Origin of the sequence: Bacillus sp. JJ634, from assembly GCF_036962285.1 — a bacterium.
GTDB classification, from domain to species: domain Bacteria; phylum Bacillota; class Bacilli; order Bacillales; family DSM-1321; genus Peribacillus; species Peribacillus asahii_A.
In genome coordinates this window covers 23,870-41,515 of record NZ_JBALMU010000036.1, presented here as the reverse complement: position 1 = coordinate 41,515, position 17,646 = coordinate 23,870, and the positions used below count along the sequence as shown (strand labels likewise).

Here is a 17,646-nt window from a genome sequence, read left to right as displayed (position 1 = left end):
AGCTCAGCAGGATAGAGCGACAGCCTCCTAAGCTGTAGGTCGTAGGTTCGATTCCTATCTGGGACGCTAAAAAAACAGCCCAAACCTTTCATTCATAAGGTTTGGGCTGTTTTGATCCTGGGTTTCCATATAAACATATGTCTCACAAAGATGATTTATATCTTAAATTTTTTAATTTCATTATAAAGATGATGGGACATGTCCTCTAAATCACTTGCTAAGTGATTTAATTGCTCCATCGAAGCAGCTGTTTGTTCAATTGATGCAGATACTTCTTCTGTACCCGCCGCTGTTTCTTGACTAATGGAAATTAGTTGTTCGGAGTTTTCCATGGTCTTTTCTAATTGAACAATCATGTCTCGTAAAGAACTAGTCATATGCGTAAATTTACTAAATATTTCTTGGATCATTGTTGCAATCGAATAAAAGGCTTCTTCTGTTTCAACTACTGCTTTTCCTTGATGTTGAATTTGTGTATTTGTTAAACCAATTAAATGTACAGTATGAGATGTATCAGCCTGCATAGTACTAATAATATTTGTAACTTCTTTTGTCGACTGATCAGTCTGCTCTGCTAATTTTCTCACTTCATCGGCTACAACAGCAAAGCCTCTGCCATGCTCCCCTGCCCGAGCAGCTTCAATGGCTGCATTTAAGGCCAATAAATTTGTCTGATTAGCAATATTCGTAATTGTATTAATAATTTTGCTAATTTCATGAGAACGAGCATCCAATGAATGAACAGCTCGGCTCATCGTATCGGCATTTTTTGTTGTTTCCTCAAACTGCTGCTTCATTTCAAGTACCGTTTGTCTTCCACTTTCCGACACTTCAATCATCATTTTCGAATCAAAGGCTGCCTTCTGTGCATATTGATCAATTGATGTAATATGCTGTGTAACACGTTGAATAGCCCCTTCATTCGCCTGAATAATCTCCGTTTGATTCGTTGCTCCTGAAGCAATTTCCTCCATTGTTACCGCTACTTCATTAGAAGCTGCGCTAGTTTCCTCTGCACTTTTGGAAAGAGCCTTTGAAGAATGAGCGATTTGATCAGATATTTGTTCTACTCTAGTAAGTGCCTGATGAACGGATTCACTCATTGTATTTACGCTTCGAGCCAAGTCCCCTACTTCATCGGAGCGTTGTACATCTACCTTAACGGTAAAATCTCCTTCTTCCATTTTTCTTACTGTATTTCTAAGCTGCTTAATGGGCTGCGTAATAAAGCGACTAGCTAGACTAGCAAGCGCGATAGCTACTAAAATAATTACGCCAAGTACAAGTAAGTTTGGTATAAGAATGACATTGGCACGTCCAACAATCTTCCATCCCGTTGTTTCATTTGTTGCATAACCAATTAACTTCTCTTCATCATAATAGTTTCCAATGAACGATCCTTCTTTTTCATCCATCGCTGCATACAGTGAATCTTTTGAAAAATCCTCTGTCACTTTAGCTGCATCAGGATGGGCCATGTAATATCCATTTTGATCAAGTAAAAAGGCAAAGCCTGATTCACCTAATTTCGTTTCGTTAATCATTTCCGTTAAAGTCGCCAGTGTAATATCAAGCCCTACAACCCCTGCATCATCCACACTTTTGGCTAATGTGACGATCATATCTCCCGTACGTGCATCCTTATAAGGCTCTGTCCAGACCAACTGATTTGGATTTTTCTGTGCTAATTGATACCACGTTCTTGTACGTACATCAAAATCAGTCCCTAAATCTGCCTTAGGATAGATGAGTACCTTGCCAGATTGTTCAATACCAAAGTACGAGCTACCGATTGCATGATTGTGCTCCGTTGTTTGTTCTAATTCTTTCAATATAATAGAACGTTTTTTTGAAATATCATCTAACTCATCTTTCACAGCAAGTCGATTAACTGTTGATTCCATATGCTCAAAAAAGAGTTCAAAGGAAGTGTTTAATGCATGAACTTGTTCCGCCGTAGCCCTTGTTTGTTCGTTCACTTGTCGCTACTTTAATGACATTTCGATAGCTAAAAAAGGAAATAACAACACAGCTAATTACTAGCAAACTCAGAAATGGAACAAGTATTCGGCGCCGAACGGACACAGTAAACCATTTATTCACAAATTTCATTATGTAAAGTCCCACCTTGATGTTAGTTATTACAAAAGTATTCTAAAAAAACACTACATGCGAATCATTATAATATTAAATGACCTTCAATCATGGGAAATCACATCAAAATATAGGTCGTTTGCACTAAAAAAGATGGAGCATGTAGCTCCATCCTTTTCTATCTATTCATCAAATTTTAACTTTGCTAATGCATCTGCGAAGGCCGTGTTCAGTGGTTCCTCTTTATTTTGTTTCTTCATATAATTAGCCACTTCACGCTTAGATACTTTTTGATTTTTATTTTGTCCTTTTCGTTTTTGATAGGACGATAATTTTTCATGAAAGCCACATTTACAAGTGAACGTCTGGGCTTCACCTTGCCCGCGCATTTCCATTTTTTTATGACATTGTGGGCAGCGTGCGTTGGTTACACGTGAAACCCCTTTACGATATCCACACTCGCGGTCTTGGCAGACAAGCATTTTCCCTTTCTTTCCGTTGACCTCAAGCAACAGCTTTCCACACTCTGGACATTTGCTGCCGGTTAAATTATCATGCTTGAATTTTTTGTCGCTTCCTTTAATCTCATCCACAATTTCTTTCGCATATGTTCTCATTTCGCTAATAAACGCCTGTTTTGGCAGCTTTCCTTTAGCGATTGCCGTCAATTTTTGTTCCCATTGAGCGGTAAGTGCCGGCGAACGCAATTCCTCAGGTGCTAATTCGAGCAACTGCTTCCCTTTTGATGTCACATGAAGACCTTTTCCTCTTTTTTCGATTAAGAAGCTTTTAAATAACTTTTCGATAATATCTGCACGGGTAGCAACCGTTCCAATCCCGCCTGTTTCACCAAGTGTTTTAATTAAATCCTTACTTTCACCTGCCATGAAACGTGCTGGATTTTCCATCGCCGATAGCAATGTTCCTTCATTAAATGGTTCTGGCGGTTTCGTTGCATCTTCTGTTTGTTTCACAGAAGTAATCGTTAGCTTAGCCCCTTGCTGCAGAGCAGGCAGCAACTGTTCAGCTACATCATCCTTCGTTTCTTCATCATCAAATTGGTGATCATATACTTCTTTCCAACCAGATTTCAACACAACTTTTCCTTTTGCGACAAAGATTTCATCCGCTATTTTTGCTTTAATTGTCGTTTGCTCATATTCAAAAGGAGGAAGAAGAACAGCTAAAAATCGTTTCACCACAAGATCATAAATTTTTGATTCTTTATCACTTAATTTTCCCGGAAGCGGTGTCTGCTCTGTTGGAATAATCGCATGATGATCTGAAACCTTACTATCGTCAACAAATGATTTATTCACTTTGATTGGCTGGCGCAAAATTTTTGCTGCAACTGAAGCATAAGGCTTAATGCTCACTGCTTGCAGTCTTTCTTTTAACGTATCCACAATATCAGATGATAAGAAACGTGAATCAGTTCGCGGATATGTTAATACTTTATGACTTTCATATAAACGCTGCATAATCGATAATGTTTCTTTTGCTGAATAACCAAATTTCTTATTCGCTTCTCTTTGCAATTCTGTTAAATCATAGAGCTGCGGGGCAAAGTTCTTTTTATGCGTTTTTTTCACTTCGACAACTTCCGCCTGTTCGTTTCGCAAACGAGTGACAAGTTGACTCGCCTTTTCTCGGTCAAATGTACGGAAATCATTCGTTTTAGCATCTTGCCAAACTAGTTTTAGCTTAGGCTCTGCCATTGCTGTAATTCCATAATACGGCTTCGGCTCAAACTTCTTAATATCCTCTTCTCGCGCAGCAATCATCGCAAGCGTTGGCGTTTGTACACGGCCGCATGATAATTGAGCATTATGCTTTGTCGTTAACGCACGTGTAGCATTCATCCCAACAAGCCAGTCTGCTTCAGCACGAGCAACCGCAGACGCATATAAATTCTCATATTCTTTGCCGTTTTTTAGCTTGTTAAATCCTTCTTTAATAGCCTTATCTGTAACAGAAGAAATCCACAGACGCTTAATCGGCTTCTTCACATTTGCTTTTTCCAAAATCCAACGTGCTACAAGTTCCCCTTCGCGGCCTGCATCTGTTGCGATAACTACCTCATTTACATCTTTTCGATTCAATTGTGCTTTAACTGCTTGATATTGCTTACCTGTTTGCTTAATGACTACTAATTTTAAAGGTGACGGAAGCATCGGTAAATCTTCTAAACGCCATGATTTATATTTCTCATCATAAGCTTCTGGATCCGCATGAGTCACTAAATGACCTAGCGCCCATGTAACGATATACTTGTCTCCTTCAAAATAACCATTTCCTTTTTTCCCACACTTCAAGACTTTTGCTATATCTCTTCCGACCGATGGCTTCTCGGCTAGAACAACGGTTTTACTCAATCAAAACATCCTTTCCATTCAAAGCTCACGGCTTAATTATCTCATATTTCAATTAATACTACATTTCTCAATCGGGCAACTGTCACATCCATTTCTTTGGCGTAAAAGTTCAATATCATGGATAATAATTTTCCCAGAATGATCATAGGAAAGAATCCCTTGCCTTCTTAATTCACTTAACATCCGATTCATACTTTCACGAGTACATGCGCAAAAGTCAGCCAAGTTTTGGTTCGTTAACAACATATCAATTAATAGGCCCTTACGATGCTCCACTCCGTAACTATTTGTCAAACGAATTAATGTCGAATAAAGGGCACCCTTTCTGCCGTTTAACAAAAGATCCTTTTGCTTCGATTGAATGTTTCTTACATGGTCACTATACCATTTCATAAATTCAAATGTTAACTTTCCATCCAAACTCAATTTTCTTTCAAGCTGATCTTTATGAATCATCAGTACCTCGCCATCTGCTATTACTTTGGCGCTTAATATATACTTGGCATGATTTGCGAACAAAATGAGTTCTCCTATCAGATCATTCTTCTTACATATTCGTAGTGTCAATTCTCTTCCTTCCATTGTTAGATGATGCAAATGAATCATACCGGATTTAATCAGATACAATTCATTCGCCTCCATCCCTTCTTGAAATAAATATGTATTTTTTTCAATTTTTTTGATTGTCCCGATTTCTTCTAATAATTGAAATAGTTCTTGTGAAAGGAGGCCGCCTCTATTCATATTAACCTGCATAGTAATCTCTCCTTGTAACTTACCACCTGCTCGCAATGATAAATATCACTATAAAACGATGATAAAAGCTTATAATTAACTTAACATACTAGTCCTAAAAATTGTAAGGGGGAAGAATCATGAACAAAAAGCAAGCATTATTTGATCTTTTAAATGCATTACTCGAAGCTGAACGGGCTGGTGTACAGACCGCCAATTACCTTCTAGAAAAACACCAATCAGAAGAGCTGGACGCTCAATATAAACAAGTAAAAAAAGACGAAGCTTGGAGTTGTGCTGGTCTCCACCAAGCAATCTTACGCGAAGGCGGTACTCCGAGTAAACAAACAGGCGCATTTGCCGATAAAGTGATTGCTCTTGATACTCTACAAGAGAAACTGACTCTTCTCAACAAAGGTCAAGCATGGGTCGCACGCAAGATTGACGAAGCCCTCGCTTATGATATCCACCCTGATACAGAACTATTTTTACAGGAAATGAAAGAGAAGCACCATATCAATATTAGTGAATTAGATAAATATTTAATGGGGAAATAAACGTTAACTAAACATGCGTCATTCATATAGACCAATATCTTACATTGGCTCTAGCCTTTTTGTTCTAATCACGAGATAATAAAAGAAATATTGTAAATTATCGGTTCCTATCGAGCTGAAGAAAAGAGGAACAAGAGGTTATAATGAGACGCTTTTTACATTTTATAATTGTCACACTTCTACCATTATGGATTGTTTGTAGTTCTGTTTCGGCCTACTTCTTTCCTGATACTTTTATTCCTATTCGAGAATGGCCTTCTTTTTCCTTAGCTTTCATTTTATTTACAATGGGGCTAACGCTGTCCATTGATAGCTTGAAGAAAGTAATATCCAAACCAAAAAATGCATTTCTCGGTGTATTGGGGAAATGGACCATTACACTCGGGATTTCTTTTCTGTTAGCTACATTGTTTTTTGCAAATCATCCCGAACTAAAAGCGGGCGTGCTGCTTGCAGGAGCGGTTCCGAGCGGGACAACTGCTAATTTATACACATTTATGGCAGGCGGAACATTAGCGCTTAGTATTATGATGTCGGCGGTCGATACGTTAATTGGACCGTTTTTAACACCCTTGCTTATGAAAGTTACTATCAATAGTACGATTCCGATTGATGCGTTATCAATGTTTAAACAAATGGTGCTTGTCGTATTGGTTCCTATTGCACTTGGACTATTCATTCAATACAAATGGGAGCACTATACGATAAAAGTGAAACCGATTTTACCGTATCTCTCATCCATTGCGATTATTATTATTAATTTAGCGATTGTATCGAGTGCACAAGGTATCTTAGAGAAAAATATTAGTCTACTTCCACTTATCTTTTTCTGTGTATTTTTGCAAATTATGATCCCAATGATTCTTGGATATATATACGGAATCTTTTTCAATATGCCAAAACCAGACCGAATTTCGATGTTTTATGAGTTTGGAATCTGTAATACAGCGCTCGCCTCCATCCTTGCTATGCACCATATCAGTCCGATTGCTGCTGTACCAGCTGTTGCAAATATGATTACAAATACATTTTTAGGAGCCCTTATTGCGATTGCTTGGAAGCCATTATCAGAAAAGCGGGAAAGCTACCAAATGAGGAAAAGAGCTCTTTTAAAAAATCGAAATGAACAAAAGGAAAAAAGAATAGACTAAGTTACAGCCTTTTCAAATGGGCTTAATAGACTCGCCATTTAATATTAACTTTTATCCCAAACAAACCAAGCCAAAGGACATTACATCCCCTGGCTTGGTTTTCTTATTCCATCCATAATAAATCGAACTAGATTTTCAACCTCTGCTTCTTCATCCATATCCGAATAAGCAAACTGTAATACAAAACGTGATACGAAGTAACTGCCGACAACATTGAATATCATGTTTAAAAGAGTATCACTTGGTATGTCAATGAGCTCACCACGTTCTTTAAACATCGTAATAACTTTGCTGATACGCTGCATAATATTTTCGAAAAAGTAAGGTTGTAACTCTTTTCTCAATTCATCATTATATAGTAACTCTTTAACTACCACTTGAAATATTTCTTTATTTTCTTTAATAAAAAGGAGTCGATTTTTGATCAAAGCTTTTAAAAAGTCTTCAAAGCAAGCTGCATTTTTGATCATAATCTCGCTAAAAGCCGCTTCTGCCATAGTAGGCATTGCATCTTTGATAAACGGGAGAATAACCGAAAGCAATAAATTATCCTTCGTTCCATAATGGCGGAAAATCGTACCCTCAGCTACTTGAGCGGATTTTGCTATTTCGCTCGTTGACGTATTGGCATACCCTTTTTCAGCAAATAATTTAACAGCAGTTTCAACGATTTTTCGTTGTTTAGTAGTTTGCTTCTTTGACAATTTCGTTTGGGCAATGATTGCATCTAATAGATTTTCTTTAGACAATTAAGACCACTTCCTTTATCCTCTGGACTTAATTATAACCTACGATACTTTTTCAATGCGAATATATTGAGAATAATAAAGATGACAGCAAAGACAACTAGGGCAAATATATTCCCGCTAATTTCACTTAAACTTAGTCCTTGATACATGACACCCTTCAAAGCACCTGCCGCATAGTAGATAGGCATAACTTTGCCTACTGCTTGCAGCCAATCCGCCATGCCATCAAGCGGGAGAATACCAGCAAAAAAGATTTGTGGAATCACAACAACAGGAATAAACTGTACCATTTGAAATTCAGACGCAGCAAAGGTAGATAACAATGTTCCTAAAGAAAGAGCGACTAGTGCCAGCAATAAATTAATAAGGATGACATTCCAAACAGACCCTACCATAACCACATCTAATACATGAATAGAAAATAGCACGACAATAACCGTTTGAATGACCGCAAATATCCCAAAACCGATCAAGTATGCCGTTACAATCTCCCATCTTCGAATAGGTGTTGACATCAGCCGTTCCAATGTACCAGTTGTTCGCTCTTTTAATAATCCAATCCCGGAAATCAGAAAAACAAAAAAGAATACAAAGAAACCAACTAAAACGGGACTTAATACATCAAAAAATTCAGTTTCACTGTTCCCGTAAACATACTGGGTATCGATACCGTTTTGCGGCAACTTAACTGATGCAGCATGTTGATCCATCCGTTTTGATTGTGTATATAAGGATACGGCTTGGTTCACCTTCATTTGTAAAGCTTTAGCTGTTGTTGGCTCACGATTCAGTAATGTTAATTCTAGTTTTCCTTTTTTCATTTTCAGTAAACCATCCAGTTCGTCTTCCACAATTGTATCCTTATTGGCCTTTTCATACTGTTTCACGTTTATATCTGCTTCTTCTAATACATTTATAAGACTATGATCTACATTTACTACCGCCAATTTAGGGGCAACCGTATTGCCATTAAATAAGAAATACATAAGGGTTAAAATGATTAACGGAGCAACAAATAACAAAGCTAAAGTTCGTTTGTCTCGGAGCATTTGTTGACAAATTCTTTTGACTAACGCCGCTACTCTCATGAATAGCTCCTCCCCGCTTGTAAGAATACCTCATCCAAATTACCTGCTCCGTAATACATCTTTAATTCTTGCGGTGTACCTCTTGTTAAAATGACACCATCTCTTACCATCGCGACAAAATCACATTTTTCTGCTTCATCCATAACATGTGTGGTCACGATAATGGTTTTCCCTTCTTCATCCTTCAAACGTAATAATTCATTCCAAATGCTTAATCTTAATTCTGGGTCAATTCCTACCGTTGGTTCATCTAAGATTAGAATTTTTGGATTTTGAATCAAAGCCATGGCAAGAGATAGCCGACGCTTCATTCCCCCTGAGTAAGCAGATACTTTTTTATTTAATTCATTCGTTAAGCTCACTAGTTCTGCTGCATAGGCGATTCGATTCTTCATTTCTGTCTTATTCAACTTGTAAAGGGAGGCAAAGAATGTAAGGTTTTCTTTCCCTGTTAACTCTGTATACAAGGCATCAGATTGAGCCATATAACCAATTTCCTGCAGCAGTTCTAGATTAGGCACTTTTTCATTTAATACATGAATAGTTCCAGAATCAGGCATATCCATGCCAACAATCATTTTTACTAACGTTGTCTTCCCTGCACCTGAGGGACCAATAAACCCATAAATTTGACCTTCCTCAATCTGTAAATCAATCTCATGTAAGACCACTTTTTTACCGAAACGTTTACTAACTTGTTCGATTGCAATGCTGATACTCATATATCATACCTCCATTCACAAAAAGTGATTGATTACTCATTTTAACTTTACTACGTATTTTATTCACATCAATAACAATGAATTCCTTTTATTTATGACTAAGCATAATCCAAATCATAAACAAAACCACCGGATAATTAATCGGTGGTTTTGTCTCTTTGTTCCCTATTTATCTAAGTCAAACAAATAAGCAGCTGGGTAAAATACTCTCTAAATTAAGCTAAGATGAGCAATTGTACTTACTTTACGATAAGAACTGGACAATTAGCTCTTTTTACAACTTTATGGCTCACGCTTCCTAGCACCATTTCTTGTAAAGAATTAAGTCCGCGGCTTCCAATGACAACTAAGTCAAATTGTTCTTTATTCGTATACTCAACAATCGTTGGACCAGGCTCTCCATGCATAATGTTAATTCGGTAAGATTGTTCATGGGACTTTAACAGTTTTTCCACTGATTCAAGTTTTTTTCGACGCGATAATTCTAATTCTTCTTTTCCTTGAGCGTGAAGAACCTCACTTCTAGATTTTGTGAAATTCACTATATATACAATTTCAATCACACATTGTTTATCTAAAGAAGCTATCTTTACAGCTTCTTCAGCTGCTCTCAATGAATTTTCCGATCCATCCGCAGCCAACAAAATCTTTTTATACATCGTTCCACTCCTATTGAAAGATTAATGTGTACCTAACTTTGCATGAAAATCATCATATATAGATAGTTTATCTACAAGCTTTTGACTAGTCGCATTTAGGCCCTTAATCGTTACTGCATTGCCGCTTTCTTGATATTTCATCACGACTTTATCAATAGCTCCTACTGCCGAGTCATCCCATATATGAGAGTTTGAAAAATCAATAATAATATTGGACTGTTTAACAGCAAAGTCAAACGAATCTACAAAGCCTTCAACAGAAGCAAAGAATAATTGACCTTCGACATCAAATACTAAGTTTCGATTTACGTTACGTTTCGTTACTTTAATCTTAGAAATTTTAGCTGCAAAGAAAATTGCGCTTAAAATAACACCTGCAATGACACCTTTTGATAAATCATGCGTGGCTACTACGATAGATACCGTAGCTAGCATGACTACCGCATCACTTTTTGGTGCTTTTCTTAAATAAGAGAAAGAAGACCAATCGAATGTTCCGATGCAGACCATAATCATAATTCCAACTAGAACAGGCATTGGAATCTGCACGACTAAATCGCCTAATACAATAATTAAAAACATTAAAAATATACCTGCAATAAAAGTAGATAAACGGCCGCGCCCACCTGATTTTACATTGATGACAGACTGTCCAATCATCGCACAACCTGCCATTCCTCCAAAGAAACCAGTCACGATATTCGCAATACCTTGTCCTCTAGCTTCTTTATTTTTGTCACTTTCCGTTCCCGTCATATCATCAACAATTGAGGCCGTCAGTAAAGACTCTAATAAACCTACAATAGCTAAAGCAATAGAATACGGAAAAATAATGCTCAACGTTTCAAATGTTAACGGTACGTCTGGTATAAAAAACGTCGGTAATGATTGTGTTATCGTACCTAAATCGCCAACCGTGCGCAGCTCTACATCTGAGTAAATCGCAATAATGGTTAATAAAATAATCGCTATTAACGGAGCCGGAATGGACTTAATAAATTTAGGCACTACATATACAATCACTAATGTAATAGCGACAAAAACATATGTCATAGTGGAAACTCCAATAAAATGAGGCACCTGTGCCATGAAAATTAAAATAGCTAAGGCATTAACAAAACCAATCATGACCGCTCTCGGAATAAATTTCATCAATTTAGCTATTTTAAAAACACCAAAAATAATTTGAATAATTCCTGTTAAAAGGGTTGCCGCGAACAAATAGTTCAATCCATGTTCCTTCACTAAAGGAAGCATTAATAATGCCATGGCCCCGGTTGCAGCTGAAATCATTCCCGGCCTTCCGCCAGCAAATGCAATAATAACTGCCATAGTAAAAGAGGCATACAGCCCAACCATGGGGTCTACTCCTGCGATAATGGAGAAAGCAATAGCTTCCGGAATTAATGCTAATGCCACAACAATCCCAGAAAGAACATCTCCTCTAATATTTGAAAACCATTCTTTTTTCAACTTTTCTGTCATGTTAGTTATTTACACCTCACGTAGATTTTTTCGACTTTTACTTCTCCTAAAAGTCAAGAATCGATAATTGATAGAATGAGTTTATCACCATTCGTCCCGAAAAGGAACTATTTTGGGAATTTTTTATTAAAGAAATTTTTTATGATATGATACACTAAACAAAGGATTGTTAGGAGAATATACAATGTTAATCGGGTATATGAGGCCTTCCCAAGAAGATCCAAACTGTGAAATGCAACATAGCTATTTAACAGAGATCAATTGTCAAACTATCATTTCAGAAGAGCATTCCTCAGCTAAAAAAAGAGTGCAATTACATCATATGCTAGATCATCTCAATCAAGGTGACAAAATAGTCATTACCAAGCTTTTCACTATTGCTGATTCCACACGTCATTTAGTGGAAGTATTAGATGTAATCGCTGCTAAAGGGGCTCACCTTCACTCTATTTCAGAAGGAATCGATACAAGCAGAACTTCAGGATACAGTTTTAATGAAATCGCGAAGCACCTGTTAGAATTTCAAAGTGACGTAATCAGTGAAAGAACTAAACAAGGCATAGATAGAGCCAAGCAAAAAGGAGCTACCCCGGGCAGACCAAGAAAGCCTGACGAAAATGTAACACGTGCTATTATTATGCATCAAAGTAAAAAATATAGTCTGGCTGAGATTAAAGCTGAAACAGGGATTAGTAAGTCGACTCTGTATCGTTATTTGGAAAATTAAAGTCATTTGTCTTCCTTTCTCAAACGAAGGCTTTAGCAAAAGCTAGAAAATATAACCTGCTCCCTCTCGTTGATATTGATGAATAAAAAAGACACCATGTTGAGTTGAAGTTCATAACCTTCACTCAAATGGTGTCTTTTTTCAATTAGTTATTAATATACTTCTCAAACACATCTCCAAAATCCTTCAAATGATACTGATCATGAACCGATGTCAGCCAAGTAAAACCAAAGTCGGTTAACTCTTTGTACGTATCAGCTAGTTTATTATCATCTGTTCTTGAGTTTTGGAGAATACTCACCGCTTTATCTAAGCTTCGTGAACCCATTTCTAAGTAAATCTTATTCTCATAAGTGATTTCAGCAATACGCAGCAGAGATTTATATAAATCCTTCAACTGTTCAATTTGATCTTTGCGTACATCGATATCAAATTGAACATTGCCAATCGTAAATTTAATCTCTACATCCATATCAATTTTTCCAGCTGTTTCAAGAAGCACATTAGAAATGGCATATTGTGAATATGGATAGCGCTTCAATGTTCTTTTTGAAGAAACCGCACTTGCTCCATCCACATGAATAAGCGCTAAGTTTGTAAAGCAATATTCATCTGCTTTCGTCTTAATTAAAAAGTAGATTTTTTCGTTATCTTCATGCATGACATAATCATCAGCATCTGTTTTATCATAATCAGCAGGGGAAATAATTTTACCAATATCAGATAGACCTAACGCATCCGCAGCAATTTTTTTAAACATTGTATAAGTTCCTCCCTAACTATTGTCATCTCCTTCATTTTACCAACAACCAATATACATTTATATGGTGTTTTAGTAGGGTTATGCCCTATATGAATGATAAAAAACATGAGCCTCTTTTAGACTCATGTTTTCATATCTTCTCGATCTATAATCTCCACAATCCTGTTCAATCCACGTTTCAATTGCTCAAGCGGTGGATTTGTAAACGCCAAACGGAAGTAATTTTCATACATTCCTGTCCCGCTCATCCAATTCCCTGGAACAAGCGATACATCAGGCAGAGCTAAGTCGAGGAGTCTTTCCGAAGAAAGTCCATGCTCTAACTTACACCATGCAAAAATGCCGCCTTCCGGTATTTGCACACTAACCGCTTTCGATTTACTAAAAGCCTCCTGAACCATGTCTACCCTCATCTTATACGCCTTTCTGACTCGTTGTAAATGAGGAGTTAAAAGCCCTTCAGATAAGAATGTATACACAGCTGCTTGTGTTAAAACATTGCTATGTAAATCAATGCGCTGCTTAATTTTGGTTAAATTTGAAATAACTCCCTCTGGTGCAACGACGACTGCTACACGAAGTTCTGGAAATAAGTACTTTGAGAATGATCGAAGATAAATAATCATGCCATCCTCATCCATCGCCTTTAACGGAGGAGCTGGTTTTTTCCCGTAATAAAGTAAACTCGTTGGATCATCTTCTATTAGTAGAACATGATACTTTTTAGCAAGAGTTAATAAATCTTTTCTTCGTTGTTGTGACATCACGATCCCAGTTGGATTATGAAAAGTAGGATTTAGATAGATAAACTTCACAGGAAAGTTCCTTAGTAACTGTTCTAAATTATCTAGCTTAATTCCTTCTTTATCTAACGTTATTCTCAAAATTTCCGCTCCGCTTGCAGTAAAGGCATCAGAAGCAACCTGAAATCCCGGTTCTTCGACGATGACATAATCTCCTGGACCTAAAAACAGTCTGCTGATAAGGTCCAATCCTTGCATCGCTCCAGAAACAATCATCATTTCACTTTTTTTCGGATATAACCCGCTTTCTTTTAGCCATTCCAGCATATAGGAATGCAGCGGTTCATATCCTTGTGTAGGAGAGGGGAGCTGTATAAGCTTTGGATGTTTCCGTAAACATTCGGCTAAACACTCGCTTATCTCAATACCAGGATGAATCTCAGGAGCAGTACCTGCCCTTGCTAACTGAATAGATTCTGAGTTTTGTCCAAACTTTATAATCGCTTCTAATCCGTGATTCATCGTATCTGTTTCATACACGAAGTTGGATTGCCACTTAGTCTTAGCGCTAACTCTCTCTCGGCGCGGCCCACGCATAATAAAAGTCCCGCTCCCCTGTTGACTGCGAATAATCCCCTTCGTTTTCATATCTTCATTAGCCAATGTAATGGTCATTCGACTCACTTGCAAGTAGTCTGCTAATTTTCTTTCTGATGGCAAACGAGTACCTGGCTTCAGCTTGCCTTGATAGACCATTTTTTCGACTTGCTCAGATATTTGTTTATATAACGGAAGCTTGTGCTCACTGTCGAGTTTGATATCTTGCCAAAGTCCAGTCATGGGAGCACCCCCTTCTGTTTTAATCCATTAAGCCTGGAAGCCATAATGACAGAGCCGGGATATATGTAACGAGCAGTAAAACGAAAATAGCAACTAAAAGGAACGGAATAACTCCTATTGAAATCTGTTTCAAAGAGAGTCCTGTCAATCCACAGGCTACATATAAATCCAATCCTACAGGCGGCGTTACTAAACCAATTGCTAAATTCAATGTCATTAGCACCCCAAAATGAATAGGGTCAATTTCCATCGCAATAAGAATTGGTAAAAAGATTGGCAGGAAAATATAGTACGCAGAAATAGCATCAACGAACATCCCTGCGATCAATAAAATAATGGTAATAATGAATAGAATTGTATATTTATTATCCGCAAGTCCCATTAACATATTAGCCATATCTTGAGCGATTCCCTCTACTGTCAATAACCAAGCAAAAGAGGAAGCCGCTGCGACAATTAGCATGATCATAGATGTATTCTTCGCAGATTCGATTAATAAACTAGGAATCTCTTTCAAACTAAACTCTTTATAGATAAATAAACCAACAAATAAACCATAAAATACAGCTACAATCGCTGATTCAGTAGGTGTAAATAAACCGGAGTAAATCCCACCTAGGATAATTAAAGGGGCCAGTAACCCCCAAGAAGCCTCTTTAAACGCTTTCCATCTTTCTTGGCTGCTTGCTTTCGGCAATGTTGGAATATTGTACTTTCTTGCTATTACATATCCAGTAATTGCCAAAAATAGCCCCATTAATAAACCGGGAACGATACCCGCAATAAATAGTTTACCAATTGAAACTTCTGCAACGACCCCGTAGACAACATAGGCAATACTTGGCGGAAGAACGATACCCATTCCACCAGCCGTTGCAAGTAATCCTGCTGATTGGTCTTTTCGATATCCTTGTTTCACCATAGCCGGAATGACAATCGCACCGACAGCGGCCATTGTTGCTGGACCGGAACCTGACATGGAGGCAAAGAAAGTAGCTGCAATAACGGCTACAATTGCCATACCGCCTCGATAATGGCCTGTCATTGCTTGAGCAAAGGCTATTAAACGTTTAGAAATCCCCGCTCTCTCCATGATCAATCCTGCTAGGAAGAAGAAAGGAATCGCAAGTAATGTAAATTTGGTCATTGATGAAAACATCGTAGACGGTAAAGATGGTAACGGTAATTCAAACGCAAACATTGTAATAACCGTGGATAAACCAAGAGCAACGGCTATTGGCACATTTAAAAATAATAATATAAAAAAGCTGGCAAATAAACAAATCGCTGTTGCACTCATGACTTCATTCTCCCTCTAATCGTTTTAATTTCCAAGATACACCCTTCCCAGAAACGAAGAACGCATAGAAAGGAACCGAGTGGAACTGATAAACCCATAATCCATTCATCTAATCCTAAAGCTGGCGTTTTTTGCTGATATTCATATTGCTGCATCACCATTTCTAGCCCAAACCAAAACAGAACAGCAAAGAATACAGTTGTTAAACAACCAATTAAGATTGCGATAATTATTTGCAATTTTGGCGGCAAATAATCTGTTAATAAGCTAAAACCTAAATGCCCTTTTTCTCTGGCAAGTAAAGACGCTCCAATAAAGATTGCATAAGCAAATAAATTTGTTGTTAACTCTTCTGTCATTGAAAGCGATACATTTAAAAAGTATCTAGATAATACGTTAGCCATCGTTACTCCACAAATGACAATCATTAAAATCGCTAACAGCCACTCCTCTAGCCTAACAAAGATTTTCACTGTACTTCCCCCATCTTGATTAAATAAGAAAAGACTCGAAAGGAAACTCGCTTCCTTCCGAGTACTATTTCTACAAGCTGCTTACATTGCCAATGTCTTATTCAGCACGGAACGCATCTAAGAACTCTTTCCCAATCACTTTCTCATATTGACCGATAACTGGAGCCGATTTCTCTTGGAAATCCGCAATTTGCTCCGGAGTTAATTCTGTTACTTTCATGCCTTCCTCTTTTAATTGAGCTAGAATTTCTTTATCTTTTTCACGATTTAACTTAATTTGATATTGTGCAGCTTCTTCAGCTGTTTCTTTTAGAATTTTTTGTGTTTCTTTATCTAAACCATCGTATAACTCTTTATTAATACCAAATACAAGCGGGTCGTACATGTAATTCCAGATTGTTAAATAATCTTGAACTTCAGATAATTTATTATTCAGAATAATTGGCAGTGGATTTTCTTGTCCATCAATGACACCTTGTTGAAGAGAAGTAAACACTTCTGACCAGTTCATAACCGTTGGGTCTGCACCAAATTGTTTATATGTATCAACCATTGCCTCCATAGAAGGTGTTCGAACTTTTAACTTCTCTAAATCTTCCGGTGTTTCAATTGCATGTTTGCTATTCGTAATTTGACGGTATCCGTTTTCACCAAATGCTAAAGGTTCAATTCCTTTACTGCGAATTAGCTCTTTTAATTTTTCTCCACCTTCACCATTCATTACTTTATCCGCCTGCTCATAATTTGGAATTAACCAAGGTAAAGAAGGTGCTGCAAATTTTGGATCTAGTACATTATAAATAATCATAGAGTGAATAGAAGCTTCCGTTGAACCATTTTGAACTGCCTCTAACCCTTTAGGTTGATTACCATTTGAAAGAGATTCATTTGGATATAATTTAATGCTGATTTTTCCATCAGATTCTTCCTTAGCAAGCTCGGCCCATTTATTAACACCTTGCCCCCAAGTATCTTGCTCAGATACGGAAATACTGACCTTCACATTTAATTGATCATCCTTTTCTCCGCTGCTGCTGTTGGAACAACCCGCAAGACCAAGTGCAAGCAATGCGGCAGCTCCCCATTTCATATACTTTTTCATTCTTTTGTTTCCCCCTCTTTTGCATACGTTTTCACTTAATATTTAGAATATTATAAAAAAATAACATTGGATATAACCAATTT

Annotated in this window: 16 protein-coding genes, 1 tRNA gene and 1 pseudogene; 4 read left to right on the top strand and 14 right to left on the bottom strand. The window is 37.4% G+C overall.

The features are described from left to right. Positions 1 to 63 (top strand) — tRNA-Arg (locus V7068_RS06985). A 92-nt stretch (positions 64 to 155) separates the two neighbouring features. Here V7068_RS06985 and V7068_RS06980 read toward each other — a convergent pair. The 4 genes and pseudogenes from V7068_RS06980 to V7068_RS06965 form a co-directional block, all read right to left on the bottom strand. Next, the gene (locus V7068_RS06980) at positions 156 to 974 is read right to left on the bottom strand and encodes a methyl-accepting chemotaxis protein (RefSeq protein ID WP_499711790.1); all 819 of its coding nucleotides are present in this window, start codon (positions 972 to 974) and stop codon (positions 156 to 158) included. 120 nt (positions 975 to 1,094) lie between these two features. Beyond that, a pseudogene (locus V7068_RS06975) lies at positions 1,095 to 1,979 on the bottom strand (cache domain-containing protein); the annotation flags it as partial. Between the two features lie 297 nt (positions 1,980 to 2,276). After that, positions 2,277 to 4,469, bottom strand: a complete 2,193-nt coding sequence (locus tag V7068_RS06970; RefSeq protein WP_499711784.1) for a DNA topoisomerase III — start codon at positions 4,467 to 4,469, stop codon at positions 2,277 to 2,279. A 48-nt stretch (positions 4,470 to 4,517) separates the two neighbouring features. Continuing rightward, complete coding sequence (locus V7068_RS06965; RefSeq protein ID WP_499711782.1) at positions 4,518 to 5,225, bottom strand: Crp/Fnr family transcriptional regulator; 708 nt, start codon at positions 5,223 to 5,225, stop codon at positions 4,518 to 4,520. 119 nt (positions 5,226 to 5,344) lie between these two features. On the opposite strand from V7068_RS06965, the gene V7068_RS06960 reads away from it, so the two are divergent. Together V7068_RS06960 and V7068_RS06955 are read left to right on the top strand one after the other, a co-directional pair. Then, positions 5,345 to 5,761 carry a DUF6306 domain-containing protein gene (locus V7068_RS06960; protein WP_499711780.1) on the top strand — a complete coding sequence of 139 codons (417 nt, stop codon included), beginning with the start codon at positions 5,345 to 5,347 and terminating at the stop codon, positions 5,759 to 5,761. Between the two features lie 143 nt (positions 5,762 to 5,904). Beyond that, positions 5,905 to 6,912 carry a bile acid:sodium symporter family protein gene (locus V7068_RS06955; RefSeq protein ID WP_499711778.1) on the top strand — a complete coding sequence of 336 codons (1,008 nt, stop codon included), beginning with the start codon at positions 5,905 to 5,907 and terminating at the stop codon, positions 6,910 to 6,912. An 80-nt stretch (positions 6,913 to 6,992) separates the two neighbouring features. On the opposite strand, the gene V7068_RS06950 is transcribed toward V7068_RS06955, so the two are convergent. The 5 genes from V7068_RS06950 to V7068_RS06930 all read right to left on the bottom strand — a co-directional run bounded on the left by V7068_RS06950 (position 6,993) and on the right by V7068_RS06930 (position 11,615). Next, positions 6,993 to 7,661, bottom strand: a complete 669-nt coding sequence (locus tag V7068_RS06950) for a TetR/AcrR family transcriptional regulator (RefSeq protein WP_499711776.1) — start codon at positions 7,659 to 7,661, stop codon at positions 6,993 to 6,995. A gap of 32 nt (positions 7,662 to 7,693) precedes the next feature. Further along, the gene (locus tag V7068_RS06945) at positions 7,694 to 8,749 is read right to left on the bottom strand and encodes an ABC transporter permease (protein ID WP_499711774.1); all 1,056 of its coding nucleotides are present in this window, start codon (positions 8,747 to 8,749) and stop codon (positions 7,694 to 7,696) included. After that, positions 8,746 to 9,471 (bottom strand): ABC transporter ATP-binding protein, encoded by a 726-nt coding sequence (locus V7068_RS06940; RefSeq protein ID WP_499711772.1) that lies wholly within the window; start codon positions 9,469 to 9,471, stop codon positions 8,746 to 8,748. The genes V7068_RS06945 and V7068_RS06940 overlap by 4 nt, the downstream gene beginning before the upstream one ends. 239 nt (positions 9,472 to 9,710) lie before the next feature. Continuing rightward, positions 9,711 to 10,130 carry a universal stress protein gene (locus V7068_RS06935; RefSeq protein ID WP_127762289.1) on the bottom strand — a complete coding sequence of 140 codons (420 nt, stop codon included), beginning with the start codon at positions 10,128 to 10,130 and terminating at the stop codon, positions 9,711 to 9,713. 21 nt (positions 10,131 to 10,151) lie between these two features. Then, complete coding sequence (locus tag V7068_RS06930) at positions 10,152 to 11,615, bottom strand: SulP family inorganic anion transporter (RefSeq protein ID WP_499711770.1); 1,464 nt, start codon at positions 11,613 to 11,615, stop codon at positions 10,152 to 10,154. A 184-nt stretch (positions 11,616 to 11,799) separates the two neighbouring features. Between V7068_RS06930 and V7068_RS06925 the strand changes: the two genes are divergently transcribed. Beyond that, positions 11,800 to 12,342: a recombinase family protein gene (locus V7068_RS06925; RefSeq protein ID WP_499711768.1), complete on the top strand. Its 543-nt coding sequence runs from the start codon at positions 11,800 to 11,802 to the stop codon at positions 12,340 to 12,342. 145 nt (positions 12,343 to 12,487) lie between these two features. Here V7068_RS06925 and V7068_RS06920 read toward each other — a convergent pair whose 3' ends face one another. From V7068_RS06920 to V7068_RS06900, 5 genes are all read right to left on the bottom strand, one after another. Next, the gene (locus V7068_RS06920; protein WP_127762292.1) at positions 12,488 to 13,102 is read right to left on the bottom strand and encodes a PH domain-containing protein; all 615 of its coding nucleotides are present in this window, start codon (positions 13,100 to 13,102) and stop codon (positions 12,488 to 12,490) included. Positions 13,103 to 13,227: 125 nt separating this feature from the next. After that, positions 13,228 to 14,688, bottom strand: coding sequence for a MocR-like pyridoxine biosynthesis transcription factor PdxR (gene pdxR / locus V7068_RS06915; RefSeq protein WP_499711767.1), 1,461 nt, complete (start codon positions 14,686 to 14,688; stop codon positions 13,228 to 13,230). 19 nt (positions 14,689 to 14,707) lie between these two features. Next, positions 14,708 to 15,988, bottom strand: coding sequence for a TRAP transporter large permease (locus V7068_RS06910; RefSeq protein WP_127762294.1), 1,281 nt, complete (start codon positions 15,986 to 15,988; stop codon positions 14,708 to 14,710). Continuing rightward, a complete protein-coding gene (locus V7068_RS06905; RefSeq protein WP_119118732.1) occupies positions 15,985 to 16,461 on the bottom strand; it encodes a TRAP transporter small permease in 477 nt (158 codons plus the stop codon). The genes V7068_RS06910 and V7068_RS06905 overlap by 4 nt, the downstream gene beginning before the upstream one ends. Before the next feature lie 97 nt (positions 16,462 to 16,558). Further along, on the bottom strand, positions 16,559 to 17,563 hold the full coding sequence (locus V7068_RS06900) for a DctP family TRAP transporter solute-binding subunit (protein ID WP_499711764.1): 1,005 nt from the start codon (positions 17,561 to 17,563) through the stop codon (positions 16,559 to 16,561). Positions 17,564 to 17,646 lie beyond the last annotated feature (83 nt).